Source organism: Longitalea arenae (genome assembly GCF_016924755.1).
Taxonomy (GTDB): domain Bacteria; phylum Bacteroidota; class Bacteroidia; order Chitinophagales; family Chitinophagaceae; genus Niastella; species Niastella arenae.
Genome location: NZ_JAFFJX010000008.1, coordinates 192,394 through 209,259, shown reverse-complemented (window position 1 = coordinate 209,259; position 16,866 = coordinate 192,394). Strand labels below are relative to the sequence as shown.

Below are 16,866 nucleotides of genomic sequence, written 5' to 3'. Positions count from 1 at the left end.
GTTATTTTAGTTTGCCAACAATTTCCTGTAAACGGTTATGTCCCATATTCATGCCCTGTGCAAAGGGATTTTTCAGTAATTGGTCGCGGCATTCAACTGACCTGAATACGATCTGCATGTTGAGCCTGCTGGTATCATCGCTGAGTTTTTCAAATTCCAGGAACTCCAGCTGAACTGGTGAGTTCATCATTTCGAAGGTACGGGTGATGCGCTGGTCGGGAACAAAGTCATGGATAACGCCATTGGCGGTGAAAACCACATTACCCTGTTTGTCGATCGTTTCAAACTGCCAGCCGCCATGATTTTTACATTCCATTTTCCGCACTTTCGTGGTACCGTATTCGTGCGACATCCATTGCTCAAAGAGCTCGGCATCTACATGCGCCCGGAATAGTAATTCTACCGGCAGATCAAAATCGCGGGTGATCATTATATTTTGTTTGCCAGCTTCAGCAATCACTTTTGTCTTCATTTCCATAGTCCGTTATTTTTTATATTTCTTCATTATGTTTTCCAGTTTATTAAAACGGTCGTCCCACAACTTGCGGAAAGGTTCAATAAAGTCTGCGATCTCTTTCATTTTTTGAGGATTTAGATGGTAATATATTTCACGGCCGTTTTGTTCCTGTTCCAGCAATTCGCATTCGGTTAGGATGGCCAGGTGTTTGGAAACGGTGGGCCGCGCAGTGTCGAAATTGGCGGCAATGGCGCCGGCGGTCATTGATTGCGTAGCCACCAACAATAAAATAGCCCTCCTCGTGGGGTCTGCAATGGCTTGAAAAACATCACGTCTTAGGTTCATTTGCGTAGCTATTTGACTACAAATATACATGTAGCTATTTAGCTACGCAAGTCATTTCCCGATTTTTTTGTGAACCACCCCACATTCCGGTTGCTGCGGGGTCTACTATTAAAAATATTACAGTGCACCCGAAACGCTTACAGACAGAGACTGGTACGGACAATGATTTAGCGCATTTTTGTGTAAATGTGAAAGGCGGGATGCCGGTTTACTTGCAACTGGCAAAACAATTGAAAGAGGGGATCAGCCAGGGACAGTATGACCCCGGGAAACCATTGCCGTCGCTGTATACATTCAACCGTGTTTTAGGAATATCGAGAAGTACAGTATTCAGGGCGTATAAATATCTTAACAGGAACGGCGATGTGTTATGGATAAAGGGGCAGGGCTTTTTCGTGCGGGAGAGGCATAAGTAATTGTCCGTACACAGCCCGGATGTTCTGTTACAACCCGAAGGCCAGGTAAGCATGAAATTACAGGTCATCCCTGTTTACCCATTTTCCATGGTCAGGCACTGCCACTTCATTCCAATGTGTTATCAGATGGTCTAAGCCTTCCCGGAGATCCTCTCCCTGCATAGCAGTACCATGGCCGGCGATGATCGTATTGGGACCAAGGGCTGCCAATCGTTTAACCGATTCATAAGCGGCATCCCAATCGGTTGTTAAATAAACGGGCGGGCCGCACACTTCTTCTTTTTGCATCAACACCCTGTATAACGAATCCTGCCGCACGGTAATGATGGCGTCGGCCGAAATAAGTATACGGTCTCTTTCCCTGAACAGTGCTATCTGTCCCGGGGTATGGCCAGGAACATGGATCCATTTCCAGTCCGGCAGTGTGGGAAGGGTGCCATCTGCAGGTAAAATGGTTAAGGCTTGTGTGATATCGACCGGTTCATTGGGATACAGGGAAGAGATCTTTGCCAGGATGCCGCCTTGCACGCTGGTATCAGGTTCAGGGTAAGCCCGTTCACCGGTTAAGTATGGGAACTCCATTGGGTGGGCATATACAGGCACATTCCATTTTTCGAGCAAAGCAACGATGCTGCCAACATGGTCAAAATGTCCATGGGTAAGAATGATGGCTGCAGGTGGATTATTGGCGCCAAATCTTTCGGCCAGCATTTTCAGGATCTCATTGCCCGATTTAGGCATGCCGGCATCTATCAACACCCAGCTGTTACCCGGCATTCCGATCATAACGATGTTTACGATCTGATTGGTGTAATAGGCCACATCCGGGGCCACTTCTCTCAGTTTTCCGCTGTCGAAGGAGGTCATCGGGATGAGCCGGTTGTCGCTGCTTTGTTCCATACTCTTTTATAAAAAGTGTTCAAATGCTATGCCACCAGAGGATCAGGAACTGTGCAAACACTGACGTGAACCGGCCTTATCTGCTGCTCTGTACTGCACCCTGGCTAAGCGTTAGCTGCGGTGGCACAGTTTTTACTCCATATATTATACTACTCTTGCCTGTGGCGTGCAGGACCGGCCAATACACTATTTTCATCGAATTTATTAACCGCGCATTTTTTCTGGCAGCAGCCGGCGGATGACTTTTTGAGTCACGACAACCGGATGCTGAATGGTATGTGTTTGTCCCTATGAGATGCCGGTATTCACCTTCATCATTATGTGCAAGCTGGTCATCTTCCTAATATATTTTTAAACGAAATGAGGCGATATGAAGATCCTGGATCTGAAAGTGTTAATGGGACCGAATTTCTGGTCCATAAGAAAAACGAAGCTTATCCAAATGGTGCTCGACCTTCAGGAGCTGGAGCATTGGCCTACCGACAAAATCCCCGGCTTTTATGAAAGGATAAAGCAATTAATACCATCGTTGTATAATCATCATTGCAGTGAAGGCAAACCGGGCGGCTTTTTTGACCGGGTCAGAGATGGTACCTGGATGGGGCATGTGATTGAACATATTGTATTGGAGCTACAAAGCCTGGCCGGAATGAATACCGGTTTTGGAAGAACCAGGGGCACTGGTGTTCCGGGCGTTTACAATGTGGTTTTTGCTTACGGTGAAGCGAAGTCGGGGCTGTACGCGGCACAGGCAGCTGTTAATATTGCCGAAGCGCTCGTACAGGGCCAACCATACGATGTAAACGAGGATATACGTCAGATCCGTGAATTATGGTTCGGTCAAAAGCTGGGACCAACGACGGAGTCGCTCGTTTGTGAAGCCCTGAAACGGGATATACCCATGATCCGGCTCGATGATTCATCCTATGTTCAATTGGGCTATGGCGCAAAACAAAAACGCGTTGAAACGGCTGTCACCAATCACACCGGAATGATCGCTACGGAAATAGCAGGGGACAAGGATGTTACTAAAAAGATCTTGCAGGAAGCATATGCACCGGTACCCGCCGGCGTAATTGTAAACAGGTCGGAAGACCTGCAGGATGCAATTGATGAAGTGGGTTTTCCGCTGGTTGTAAAACCACTGAACAGTAACCACGGAAAGGGAGCGACCACAGATATCAATAGCTGGCAGGAGGTTACTGCGGCTTTCCTGAAAGCAAAAGAATATTCCAATGAAGTGGTAATCGAAAAGTATATCCGTGGCTGTGATTACCGCGCACTTGTGATCAATTATAAGTTTGTGGCTGCGGCACTTCGTACGCCCGCAGCGGTGATGGGCGATGGTATTCATACTATAGAGGAGCTTGTGAATATTGTAAATAAGGATCCCAGAAGGGGTAACGGCCATGAAAAAGTGTTGACCAAGATACAGATCGACGAAGCGACGATAAAGCTATTGGCAAAAATGAACTATACGCCAAAAACGATCCTGGCCAAGGGGGTGGTCGTTCACCTGAAGGATACTGCCAACCTAAGTACGGGCGGAACTTCCACGGATGTGACCGATCTTGTCCATCCATCCAATATCAGGCTTTTTGAAAGGGTGGCGCGGATCATCGGGCTCGATATCTGTGGAATTGATATTGTTGCTACCAGCCTTAGCACACCCGTCAAAAAAAATGGGGGAGCGATCATCGAAATAAATGCAGCACCCGGATTGCGAATGCACCTGTGCCCCTCTTATGGCAACCCGAGGAATGTGGCTGCACCCATCATTGACATGTTATTCCCTACTAATGACGCAAGGATCCCCATTGTAGCGGTAACAGGCACCAATGGCAAAACCACCACTACGAGGCTGATCGCACATATCGCCAGGGAGGCAGGTTTTGTTACCGGTTTCACGACCACCGATGGTATCTACATCGACGAAGAACAGATCAATGAAGGGGATGCTGCCGGACCATTTTCTGCACGGGTGTTATTGAAAGATAACAGTGTGGAATTTGCGGTACTCGAGTGTGCACGGGGCGGCATACTCAGATCGGGGCTGGCATTTGACAAATGTGATGTGGCGGTGGTCACGAATATAGCGTCGGACCATTTAGGGCTTGGCGGCATTCAAACCCTCGATCAGCTTGCCAAAGTGAAATCGGTAGTGCCCGAAACCGTAAAAGAAAGCGGTTATGCCGTGCTGAACGCCGACGATGATAAAGTATATGCCATGAAAGACCGCCTGAGCTGTAAGATCGCGCTGTTTTCGCTGCAGCCCGATAATCCGCTAATTGAGGAACATTGTGCCCGCGGTGGCCTGGCAGCCATTATAGACAACAGCTATGTATGTATCAGGCGCGGCCGGGAAACCATCCGCATCGGGGACATCACAGGTATACCAGTTACGTTTAACGGAAGCGCCATCTTTAATATTGCCAATGTGCTCGCCGCTTCCCTCGCCGCATATTGCAGCAAGATCAATGTGAACGTGATCAGCCAGTCGCTAAGAAGTTTTATCCCGTCGTATGATACCATGCCGGGAAGGATGAACCTGGTGCAATTCGAAGATTTTGCGGTGCTGCTCGATTATGCACATAATCCCCATGCTTTAAGATCGCTGGGGCAGATGATCGGGGCGTATCCTGCAACACAAAAAACAGGGATCATTGCCGGCATCGGCGACAGGCGCAGTGAGGATATTGTTGAGTTTGGCCAGCTGGCTGGAACGATCTTCGATCAGATCATCATTCGGGAAGATAAGGATCTCAGGGGCAGGCGGGCCAATGAAATTCCTGCCCTGCTTAAACAAGGCATCGGTAAAAGCAATGGTCATATGCCGGTGATGATCATTCCCGATGAATGCGAAGCGTTGGATCACGCCATCAGCAATGCCATTTCCGGCTCACTGATCGTGATCCTTTCAGACAATATCGAAGATGTAAATAAGCGGTTGAACTATTATCTGCTGTTAGACAAGGAAAAAAACAAAGTAACCTGACAGCGCATTAATTGAATATATCATTTTTAACGCTTTAAGAAACATTTTCGGCCCACTGGTTCAACCAGCGGGCCTTAACAGCTTCACCGATCCCTGAGTTTGCCGATCAGCTTTTCTGTTTCTTCGTTGATGGAATCGGGTAACAGCTCTTTCTGATGCTGCAGACTTTTATGTAATTCCCTGGCTATAGCTTCCTTGTTTTCCGTCACTTTGTCCAGCGCTTTTTCATAGTTTGCAGCATGTTCTGCTGGTAAAGGCGTTTCCATAGCCGGCTCATGCGGATCCACAACACATTCTATCAACACCGGCCCTGGCAACGATAAGGCCGCTTGCAGCTGCGACCGGCATTCGGCGGGATCTTCTATCCGGATGCCTTTCATCCCACAGGCTTCGGCGACCTTTAAAAAATCAGCAGGCGCCAGGTCGTTACCAAATTCAGGATAACCCATGAATGACATTTGTTCCCATTTTTCCAACGCCAGGGTATTGTTTTTAAACACCAGCAACTTCACGGGAAGTTTATATTGCGTCAATGTGAGCAGGTCACCCATGGCCATTGAAACGGCGCCATCCCCGGCCAGCACCACTACCTGCCGGTTCGGGTAGGCCACCTGGGCGCCGATCCCATAACTTAAACCGGAAGCCATTGTACAACTGGTACCACTGATCGAGAACAGTTGTCCTTTTCTGAATTTCATATTCTTGCTGATCCAGTAGGCGACGGTTCCCGCATCGCCCAGGATAATGGCATCATCGTTGAGTAAGGAAGAAAGATGGTGCGCAGGCACCTGCGGTTTCATGGGTTTATCTGGTTTTGTTCCCTGCTCTTCCATCAGTTTCCACCATTGACGCATGCCTTCCTGCGCCGATCGCAAAAATGAGCGGTCTTCTTTCTTTTTCAACAGCGGCAATAACTCCTGCAAGGTGGCCCGCGCATCACCAGCCAACCCTACCGTTACGGGAAAACGCAAGCCTATACGTTCGGGCATATCATCAATTTGCACGCATACGGCCTGCTGCGGCGCCGGATACCACTTTAAAAAAGGCATGGTGCTGCCGACGATCAATAAAGCATCACATTCACTCATGGCTTTTTGTGAGGGTACCGTGCTTGTATGACCGGTGCCTCCTGTGGTAAAGGGACTGTCATCGGGAATGACGTCTTTACCGAGGAGCGATTTTATGACCGGCGCGCCAAGTATGTCCGCTACCTGCTCAATTTCTGCACCAGCACCGCGGGCGCCTACGCCTATCAGCAGGGCTATTTTATTTTTGCCGTTCAACACTTGTGCTGCCTGTTCTATGGTCTCGCGTGCGGGGATACGAATGGGCGGCTGAAAGACAGGTGCATGGTGATGCAATACATTTTCTTTGGAAGGGGGGATGCTATCCGCCGGCATCGACTGGAAATTGGCCGGGATGGAAATATGAACCGGCTTTCGTTTACTCAGCGCCGTTCGGCAGGCCCTGTCAACGGTTCCTTCCACGTGGGAAGGGCCCATGATCCGTTCATTGAAAGCACTGAATGGCTCCATCATTTTGTTGGAATCAGCTCCCTGCAAAGTTTCTGAACCAATAAGATCGTGGTGGGTCAACCCTGTTATCGCAAGCAGGGGCACATTGTCTGATTGCGCATCCAGCATCCCATTCAGCAAATGCACAGCGCCGGGACCGGTGGTGCCAAAACAAACGCCGATCTTTCCCGTAAGTTTTGCATAGGCAACCGCTGCCAGCGCACCGATCTCTTCATGCCGAACATGGATGAACCGGATCTGTTTTTGTTTTTTTCTGAGTGCTTCCACGAAGCCATTCACGCCATCACCGGTCATTCCAAAAATAGTGTCAACGCCCCAGGCCAGTAAACGATCTAACAGGATGTCGGAAATGGTCGTTACTCCGCCGGTATGTTCTGCATTTACAAATTGCTGTTCCATTATTATATTATGAAATTATTAATGAGAAAATGCAATTGCAACGTGAAGCCGCTGCCAACTGATCATTAATGTACATAATTATTGTACCAGCACTGGGTGGGGGAGAGACTCATATTGTTTAACGCTCCATAACTGCCGTGTGGCCGCTTGGTGCAGATCGCTGGTTTTAGTAAGTGGAAATAATTGTAATTTACATGCCAGCCCGTGGCATGTTTTTTTCCACCCATCTGTCGTGCTGCCAATGCGTTTGCCACCTGAGAATTAATGGAGCTCAATTATGATACGGAACTTTGTCAATAAAAGCCCACATACTTATCATTGGATCGATATTTACAATCCTGACAAAAACGAGTTGCAGGAAATTGCCAACAAATATGGGCTCCTGGAACAATCTGTACAGGATTCATTACAGCCCGATCACCTGCCTAAATATGAACGGCTTAAATACTATACTTTTTCAATCTTGCGCATCTATTCATCGGATAATGACATTGAAGCCGATACTGTACAGGAGCTGACCGATAAAATTGCGATTTTTATCGGTGATCAATTTATCATCACCATCCATCGGAACAAAGCTGAATTGCTCGATAGGATCTACCAGGAAAATCTAAACAACGGTGATTGTAAGACGCCATTGCATGTGTATATCGAGATCGTTCGTGCGGCCTTATTGACCTATGATGAACCCATAAAAAAGCTGACCCATTCCATCGAATATTATGAAGAGCTCATTTTTTTAAAGGACCAGAGGAAACCTATTTTAAAAGGTTTATACTTCCTGAAAAGGAAGGTGGATGTGATCAGGCGGGTGCTGATGGTTTCCTATGATATCGTAGACCAGATAGACCCGGAAGAAAACTCAAATGCGTATACCCGCGACGTTCGCGATCTTTATGTAAAACAGCAAAGCATGTTCGATTCGCTTTCTGAAAATACCAATCACCTGCTGAATATTTATTTTAACATTGCTGCGCAAAAGACAAATGAGACCATCCGGGTGCTTACGATCTTTTCTGTTTTCTTTCTGCCATTGACCTTTATTGTAGGGATATATGGAATGAATTTCGAATTCATGCCTGAACTTAAATGGAAGCTCGGCTACCCCGCCGTTTATATCGTTATGGCGGTGGTCACGGTTTCCATTTATATCTGGTTCAAGAGAAAGAAATGGTTATGAGGAAGGGAGGTGATGGGAGCGCATAAAGTAACGTAACTGAATGATCCACAGCCAGTGGAGCAAGGAATAATAATTGCATTATACGCAAAGTTCACTTTATTAAATCCGGTGTTTTTCACGTTTTTTATGATTAATACCTTTTGTAACATTGCTGCGTCTTCAGGATCTTTCCCTGGCTTTAGCAGCTACCTGATCGGGTTCTCCTTTAAAATACAGTAACGTTCAATACTATTGACGGTCTTTTTATGGATCCGTATTAGTGTTGCATATACATAATGGTTCCGTGGCCGAGAGGCAGGCAGAGGTCTGCAAAACCTTTTACAGTAGTTCGAATCTACTCGGAACCTCTGAATCAAGGATCGCGACTACGCGATCCTTTTTTAGTTGTATACATATTTACAGTTACCGCGTTCTTTTTCAGGCTTTTACAACAAGGGTCATCAGTAGTGACTTAGTCCTGGTTTTCATGAATAACGAGGAAACTAACTATTGCTATAAATTTGTTGTATAGATTGCCGGCAGCAACATACCCATAAAACACCTTTAGACGATCACAATGATTGCTTCGAAGAATCCTGTTCTTAATCTGGATACTTTAACTGCAGCAACCCTTACTGTTTTGCTCCGGATACTTCAGAAGAAAGTAAGTTGGACAGAATAAGCGCAATCGCCTGATGAAACAATTCAGCATGTATTTACTCTTTTGATGCTGGAGATTATTTCCACATATAAGAGAAGTATGGCAGATAATTCTTGTCGACCCTGACCGCAGATGAAAATGAAAAAACTAAAATCATAGCTTGAAGTGGAATAAATGTAGATGCAACTCAAGGGATGTACAAGCCGGCGGGCCCGGTAAGATTGGCCGCTGCTGATCGTTAAAGGATAAAAAAAGCCGGATTTGTATAAAAAAAAGTCGGTTTAGTACAACCGGAGAAAAAGGCTAAATGATAGATTTGACGAAACGACTTATGCTCCGCGATGCCGTCTCGGTTAGAGGGATCGTAAGTTAACCAAAATGATTGTTTTGTTCTGTATTCTCGATAATCAGGAACTATTTCCTGGTTCAGAAAATGATTGCAAACGGTTGCCAACTGCTTTATATGAAAAGGGCTTTTCGTAAGCATATCTGCTTTGTGGCGTTGTTTCACTTTGTTGCCTGCTACAGCTCCTTTGCCGGTTACCCGGTGAATGCCTGTCTTGGCATTGATCAGGGCTTATCGAACAACTTTGTAAGATGCATTTACCAGGATAAAAATGGTTTTATGTGGTTTGGTACCTATGATGGATTAAACCGCTATGATGGATATGAATTCAAGATCTTCAGAAATAATTTCAAAAACAACCGGTCGCTGATCAACAACTGGATCAATGCCATCAGCGAAGATGCAAAAGGGAATTTATGGATAGGTACAAGGCAGGGGGCATGTGTTTACGAAAGTCTGACCAATAATTTTTCTTTTCTTTATTATTATACTTCTGAAAAAAAACCGGAACAGCTGAATTCGGTCGTCGGCGATATTGAAGCCGACCGGCAGGGCAATATGTTTGTTGCTACAGCTGACAAAGGCTTGCTTTTCTTCCAAAAAGGCGAACGCGTTGCTTACAGAATACCTTTAGAGAACGATGCCAATGCAGTTTATAATGTTACTTCAGTGAAAGCAGGCAATGATAAAAATCTCTGGCTCTTTGTAGCCAATAAAGGCTTGTATGTTTATGAGTATAAAACCAATAAAGCAAAATTGGTAAACGCAAGCCTCAGGTCAGCCAATTGTATTGAAGCGGCAAATGGCTTTTTGTGGATAGGAGCAAATGATGGTTTGTTCCGGTACAACATTGCTTCCAATTCCTTCGACAGAGTTTATAATGAAGCGAATAAAAAATTAACCTACAATACGGTTGCAGGAATCACTGCAACGAAAAACAATGAATTGTGGATTGCAACAAATGGTGGTGGCGTTGTTATTTTAAATACAGTAACCGACGAAGCACAATTTTTATCGAATACAAGAGAGCCTAATTCTTTATCAAGCAATGCTGTTTATGCTATCTGGATTGACAGGCAATCAAGAAAATGGATTGGTACTTTAAGAGGCGGCATCAATGTCATTGATCCCAATAAAGAGCGTTTTCAAAATATTGTTGCCAACCCTGCCACCACCAACACGCTTGTCAGCAATTATATTTTATCGTTTTACGAAGCGCCCAACCGTGATCTGTGGATTGGCACCGATGGTGGCGGCCTGAGTATCTGGAACAGAAAATTGAACTCGTTTACCAATTATCGCCATGATAGTGGGGATCCATATTCATTAAGCGACAATTTTGTTACCGACATTCAATCAGATTTTCAAAACGAGATCTGGATCACCACTTATCGGGGAGGAGTTAATCGTTTTAACAACGGGAAGTTTGAACACTATGATTGTATTGACCCTAATAATACTTTCCTCACATTACGCCCTATTGGGCCGAATCTTCTTGAGGATGCGGAAAAAAATTGCTGGTTAAGCACCTTGCAATACGGCCTGTTCAAATTGAACAGGCATAAGAAAGTTTTTGAATTGTTCGATGACAGGCTTAAGGATTTATATGTTTTGAGAGAAGACAGAAACAATGTTTTTTGGGGAGGTGGCATGACCCACCTAGTTAAAATTGATAAAGCCGGCAAAGAACATATTTCTTATTTTATTGGTAAACCGGTTAATGTTTTAATGGAAGACCGCTCCCGTAATTTTTGGGTTGGCACGGAAGGAGGTGGATTGATCCTGTTTGACAGAAAGCGGGGACAGATTATTGCCCGTTATACCACAGATGAAGGTCTTTGCAGCAATTCTATATTCAAGATTCTTGAAGACGCTGAAGGTAATTTGTGGATGAGCACTTTTAATGGCATTGCCAAGTTTGATCCTGAGAATAAAACATTCAAGAACTATTATCAGGGTGATGGATTGCAAAGCAACCAGTTTAATTATCATGCAGCATTGAATTTACGATCCGGTGAATTTGCTTTTGGCGGCATTAAGGGGTTTACTTTGTTCCGGCCCGAAAACATCACCGCAGCCAACGGCAATCCGAGAATTTTTTTAACAGATGTGAAAATTGCCAACACTGCAGTTGAAAGAGATCCTTCGCTTGAGATCCGGGCGAATTCCAATCGTATTGAACTCATCAGGATACCTTATAATAAAGCCATTCTTTCATTTGAATTTGCCGCGCTGGAATATTCTGCGCCTGATAAAATCCAATATGCTTATTACATGCAGGGTTCCGATAAAGACTGGATCTATTGCGGCAAAACAAGAAAAGTAGTTTATAGTCATCTTTCCGAAGGCAGTTATACCTTCAGGGTAAAGAACACCAATGCCGAGGGGCAATGGAGTAAAGAAGAGGTGCAGATCAACATTGTTGTGCTGCCTCCCTGGTACAGAACCTGGTGGGCATATTCGATTTATACATTGCTTATTGGCGCAGCCGTTTATTTTTATCTGCAATACCGTGCAAAACAAACCAGGCTGCAATACGAAGTAAAGATAGCAAAGCTTAATGCTGAAAATGAACGCTCAGAAAAAGAAAGAAGCCTCGCCGAATTAGCGGTAGAGAAAGCGGAGTTGGAAAAAGAGAGAGCCGAAAGAGAAAGAGAACATGCCGAACGGGAAAAGGAAAGGATCCTGAATGAAAAAGAAAGAGAGATCAATGAAAAGAAAATTTCTTTCTTCACCAACATCTCTCATGAGTTCAGAACACCACTAACATTAATTATTAATCCTGTAAAGGAGCTGCTGGAGAAAAATTCCGGTGTACAAAAAGAAACGGGCGAGTTGAACATTGTTTACCGCAATGCAAGGCGAATGCTCAGTCTTGTTGATCAATTGCTTTTATTCAGGAAGGCGGAGAGTGGTTTGGACAAAATTAAACCTTCCAAACTCAATCTTCACGATCTTGCGTACGAAGTGTATTTATGTTTTATTCAGCAGGCAAAAACCCGGCGCATTAATTATGTTTTTGATTGTGCAAAAAAGGATTTAGAGATCTATGCAGGCCGGGAAAAGCTGGAGATCATTTTATATAACCTTCTTTCCAATGCATTAAAATATACATCTGCTGAAGGCAGCATCAGGCTTTCAATTGAAGAAGGAACAGAAGATGTGTCGATCAGCGTGGAAGACAATGGGGCAGGTATACCTTCCGAAACAGGAGAAAAACTGTTTGATAAATTTTATAAAGCTGAAAGAACGAAAACCAGTTCTAGGGCAGGTTTTGGCATCGGGCTCTTCCTGGTGAAACATTTTACGGAGCAACACCAGGGAACCATTTCCTACAAAAGCGAAGAAGGACGCGGCACTACTTTTACATTAAAGCTTCTAAAAGGTGCCACTCATTTTGGTGCGGATGTTATTATTTCAGAAACAGAGGCTGCGCCTCAATTGCTCGAAGTGCTGAAAGAAGACGCTGCAATGGGGGCAGATAATGGAACAGGCGAACCCCTCACGGAACTGGTTTCGGAAAAGCAGTCCATTCTGATCGTAGATGATGATGAATCAATCAGGCAATACCTTGTCCGCCTGTTTAAAGACACATATATAATCTATCATGCAGAAAACGGCGAAGCCGGGTTGGCTATCGCCCAGAAATATTTGCCAGAACTCATTATCTCCGACATACACATGAAGGAGATGGATGGGATCGGGTTTTGCAGGGCGGTTAAGGAAAATGGGCAGTTAAGCCATATCCCGGTAATCCTACTTACCGGTGCTACGTCCGATGAGCTCAGGCTCCAGGGAGTAGAAGGAGGTGCAGATGATTATATTGTAAAGCCTTTTGACAGTAAACTACTGGTTGCACGGGTTACCACGCTGCTAAAGAATCGAAATACCGTACAAAAATATTTTTACAACGAGATAACCCTCAATAAAAACGATTTCAAAGTTTCTCCCGAACACAAGGAATTTTTGGACAAATGCATTTTGATTGTTGAAAGCCACTTGAAGGATAAAAACTTTACCGTTCAAACATTAGTGAACGAAATGAACATGAGCCATTCCAACCTGTTGCGCAAAGTAAAATCAGTTTCCGGCCAGCCGGTAAATATTTTTATCCGGTCCATCCGTCTCAGGAAAGCCGCCGGGCTTTTTATCAATACCGACTACAGTATTAAGGAAACAGCGTATACCGTAGGCATAAGGGATATTAAATACTTCCGCGAACAATTCAACAAGCTTTTCGGCATGAACCCTTCTGATTATGTAAAGAAGTACCGCCAGGTGCATAGAAAGCAATTCACGGTTGACAAGGAGTCACTCGATCCCCGAGATTGATTTGAGAATTTGATAATTCGATAATTTGATAATGGAATACAGGCATTATGGAATGCTTTCGCGTGAGCTTTCCATCTTTAAGGACTGCCAGGCCTTGAAGCATTATCACATTATCACATTTTCACATTAGTATTTGGCGTTTCCACCCCCCTTTTTGGGAGTTTACCCCCCTCCCGAATCTCCAGAAAAATTGGTTTTACACGCCTAGCTTTATGTTATCGAATTATTAAGACCAGTTTTTTTACCGGGTTTGAAACGATTGTATATGAATAAGAGCTTTATTGTCAGGTTAGGGCCACCGTTTAAGTCATCAAAACCAAAGCTTCAATAATAACTAATAGGGCGGAAAGCCGTTTTGCCCTAACAGGGATCTTATTGCTTTTAAAAATTGCCATTATGAAAAATAGACTAACTGCGGGAACTTTGACACCCCCTGGTGTTGAGAGGCAGGTGTATGCCAGGGCCAACCTGATCTTCCTCACTGCTATGCTGCTGGTATTTTCTTCTGCCAGGGCTCAGGTTGCCGACACTGCAAAGGCCGACCAAATTTCGGATCCGGTTATTGAGATCTCAAAAACGGCTGCTACTGTTCCAATTCTTTATGGGGAGCAGGCAAAAAGCAGGTTAGTTCAGTCGGTTGCAGCAGTTTATACCAACCAGTTGACCACTACGTCAAGCCCTCAATTTTTGCAGGCTTTGCCGGGCCGTATCCCTGGTTTGAATATTACGTTCAACAGTGGGGGACCTGGCCTTGACGGGAACGGGATGAGCTACAATATCCGTGGGGCAAGAGCACAGATCATATTGATCGATGGGGTGGAAAGGGGTTATCAGTCCATCGATCCGGAACAGATAGAATCTATAAGCGTATTAAAAGATGCGCTTTCGACGGTGATGTTCGGCCACCGTTCCTCGTATGGAATCATTTCCATCAGAACAAAAAAAGGAAATGTGGGTAAGCCCCGCATTTCATTTACTGCCCAATCAGGTTTTGAAACACCTACAGCGCTTCCTAAGCCTTTATCTGCCTGGCAATATGCAACACTGTATAATGAGGCCAAACAGAACGATGCCGGAACAACCCCCGTTATTCCTCAATATACACAGGAACAAATTGAGGCATACCAGCATCAGACAGATCCATATACTTACCCTGATGTCGATTGGTATAATACCGTTTTAAATAACAGGGCCGGAGTACGGCGTTATAATTTTAATATACAGGGTAGCGGCAAAGGGTTCAGGTATTTCGTTGACCTGGACAATATGAGAGAAAAAGGGATCATAAATACCAGTGATGACAATAAATACAACACAAACACTCAATTAGACCGGTATGCTTTGCGGTCTAATGTCGGCGTTGATGTAACACCGGTAACTTTTGTACAGCTTAATATCTTCGGCCGTTTTCAACGTTACAATCAACCCGGTGGAGGGGTTTCCGGAATCTTTTCATCCTTATTAAATACGCCGCAATTGGCTTATCCTGTCTTCAATCCTGATGGCACATTTGGCGGTACCGACAAATACCAGGGCAATGCCAATATCTGGGGGCAGGCCGTTGCCCGGGGATACCAGTTTCAGGATGTAAGAGATATTGCGGTTGACCTGGAGGTTACTCAGAAACTGGATGTGCTTACAAAAGGTCTTTGGCTAAAAGCTAAAGCATCGAACAACAATACTGCTTTTTACACCACCCGGCGGGTCAAAGATTTTGAAGTGTATCAGTATCTGAATAACGGGTACACGAAGTATGGGGCCACGACCGAGCAAAAATTGGACGGCGGCGCAAATGAGCGTTATCGAATTGTGTATCTGGAAGGATCGCTTGGTTATGACAGAACCTTTAAAAAGCATGCCATTTCTGTGCTTACGGTTGCAAACCAACAAAACAGGCTGGCATTCAATCTGGCGAATCTCCCGGAAAAGTATACAGCCTGGTCGGGTAAACTGAACTATTGCTTTAATGAAAAATACCTGGCTGAAGGTGCTGTTAGCTATGGTGGATACAACTGGTTTGCACCATCAAAACGTTGGGCAACTTACTGGGCTGCAGGACTTGGCTGGAACCTGCATAATGAAGTGTTCATCAGCCGTAACCTTCCTTTCGTCAGCGATCTGAAGCTGAGAGCAAACTATGGATTGACCGGACAGGCAAATGCCGGGTACTTTTCGTATATACAAAGCTACTTTTCGGGCAATGGCTATTGGTTTGGCTCCGGCTCTTCACTTGACAGAGCGTCGGGAGAAAATGCCATTGCCAATGCTGGCCTCTACCCTGAAAAGGCAAAAAAGCTCAATGCAGGAATTGACCTTGGCCTTTGGCACAATAAGCTGAAAATAACTGCTGACTATTTCTTCAATAAGTTCTATGATCTTGTTGCCGCACCTGCCATAACAACTACCGTCTTTGGCGCAGGCTATCCGCTTTTAAACTATCAGCGATTAAACTATTCGGGAACAGATATTTCAGTGACCTGGCAACAAAGTATAAAGAAGTTTACCTGGTTTGTTACAGGTAATTTCTCGCTGGTTCGCACAGAAACTATGGACAATGAACAACTGGCCGGCATTTACGACTTCCGAACCATAACTGCAAAGCTTGCCGGGCTGCAATATGGTTATACGGCAATTGGCCTGTTTAAATCGTACGATGAAATTAACGATGCTTCTGCCGCAGTACTTCCTTCATCTCCCAGGTCTTCTCTAAGGCCCGGCGACATCCGTTATCTTGACCGTGATGGTGATGGCCAGATTACCGTTGACGACCAGGATTTCCTTGGCAATAAAAATGATATCTATTATGGTCTCCATACCGGTTTCAGTTTTAAAGGGGTTGATCTGTCAGTACTCATTCAGGGCACGTTTGGCCGGCAGAGTTATATAGACGGTGATTTCATGTACGGCTTTGGCAACAGTGGGCAAAACAATGCCTATGCGTACAATCTGGGCCGGTTTACAGCCGAAACGGCTGAATCAGCACAACAACCGAGATTGTGGTTGGGTAACAATACAAATAATACACAGACCTCCTCCTTTTGGTTGAAAGAAAATGATTTTGTGCGCCTCAGGAACGTAGAGCTGGGCTATACCTTCCCTGAAAAATTATCCCGCAAGATTGGCTTTCCCTCAGTACGCTTCTTTGCCAACGGATTGAACCTGCTCACCTGGGCGGAAATTCATGACCTGAGAAAAGATCTGGATCCAGAGGCCTGGGGCGCTGCTTATCCTATTATGAAGATTGTCAATTTCGGTATCAATATTAAATTTTAACAGCTAAGGATTGTTGTATGAAACGGCCATGACAAAATTTTCATTACA

At 44.9% G+C, this 16,866-nt stretch carries 9 protein-coding genes and 1 tRNA gene; 6 read left to right on the top strand and 4 right to left on the bottom strand.

All coding sequences use genetic code 11. The annotated features are described in order from the left end of the window. Nucleotide 1 precedes the first annotated feature (1 nt). Nucleotides 2–478 carry an SRPBCC domain-containing protein gene (locus tag JT717_RS17260; protein ID WP_205511770.1) on the bottom strand — a complete coding sequence of 159 codons (477 nt, stop codon included), beginning with the start codon at nucleotides 476–478 and terminating at the stop codon, nucleotides 2–4. A gap of 6 nt (nucleotides 479–484) precedes the next feature. Beyond that, entirely contained in the window at nucleotides 485–802 is a 318-nt protein-coding gene (locus JT717_RS17255; protein WP_205511768.1) for an ArsR/SmtB family transcription factor, read from the bottom strand. Nucleotides 803–1,002: 200 nt separating this feature from the next. On the opposite strand from JT717_RS17255, the gene JT717_RS17250 reads away from it, so the two are divergent. After that, on the top strand, nucleotides 1,003–1,218 hold the full coding sequence (locus tag JT717_RS17250) for a GntR family transcriptional regulator (protein ID WP_205511766.1): 216 nt from the start codon (nucleotides 1,003–1,005) through the stop codon (nucleotides 1,216–1,218). Between the two features lie 57 nt (nucleotides 1,219–1,275). Here the strand turns inward: JT717_RS17250 and JT717_RS17245 are convergent, their stop codons facing one another. Next, entirely contained in the window at nucleotides 1,276–2,118 is an 843-nt protein-coding gene (locus tag JT717_RS17245; protein WP_205511764.1) for an MBL fold metallo-hydrolase, read from the bottom strand. A 370-nt stretch (nucleotides 2,119–2,488) separates the two neighbouring features. Between JT717_RS17245 and cphA the strand changes: the two genes are divergently transcribed. Next, on the top strand, nucleotides 2,489–5,113 hold the full coding sequence (gene cphA / locus JT717_RS17240; RefSeq protein WP_205511762.1) for a cyanophycin synthetase: 2,625 nt from the start codon (nucleotides 2,489–2,491) through the stop codon (nucleotides 5,111–5,113). An 83-nt stretch (nucleotides 5,114–5,196) separates the two neighbouring features. Here cphA and JT717_RS17235 read toward each other — a convergent pair whose 3' ends face one another. After that, nucleotides 5,197–7,047, bottom strand: coding sequence for a thiamine pyrophosphate-binding protein (locus JT717_RS17235; RefSeq protein WP_205511761.1), 1,851 nt, complete (start codon nucleotides 7,045–7,047; stop codon nucleotides 5,197–5,199). 277 nt (nucleotides 7,048–7,324) lie between these two features. Here JT717_RS17235 and JT717_RS17230 point away from each other — a divergent pair, with 277 nt between their 5' ends. From JT717_RS17230 to JT717_RS17215, 4 genes are all read left to right on the top strand, one after another. Continuing rightward, on the top strand, nucleotides 7,325–8,227 hold the full coding sequence (locus tag JT717_RS17230) for a magnesium transporter CorA family protein (protein WP_205511760.1): 903 nt from the start codon (nucleotides 7,325–7,327) through the stop codon (nucleotides 8,225–8,227). Nucleotides 8,228–8,504: 277 nt separating this feature from the next. Next, nucleotides 8,505–8,574, top strand: a tRNA-Cys gene (locus JT717_RS17225). Nucleotides 8,575–9,330: 756 nt separating this feature from the next. Further along, on the top strand, nucleotides 9,331–13,545 hold the full coding sequence (locus JT717_RS17220) for a two-component regulator propeller domain-containing protein (RefSeq protein WP_205511758.1): 4,215 nt from the start codon (nucleotides 9,331–9,333) through the stop codon (nucleotides 13,543–13,545). 396 nt (nucleotides 13,546–13,941) lie between these two features. Continuing rightward, complete coding sequence (locus tag JT717_RS17215) at nucleotides 13,942–16,818, top strand: SusC/RagA family TonB-linked outer membrane protein (protein ID WP_205511756.1); 2,877 nt, start codon at nucleotides 13,942–13,944, stop codon at nucleotides 16,816–16,818. Nucleotides 16,819–16,866 lie beyond the last annotated feature (48 nt).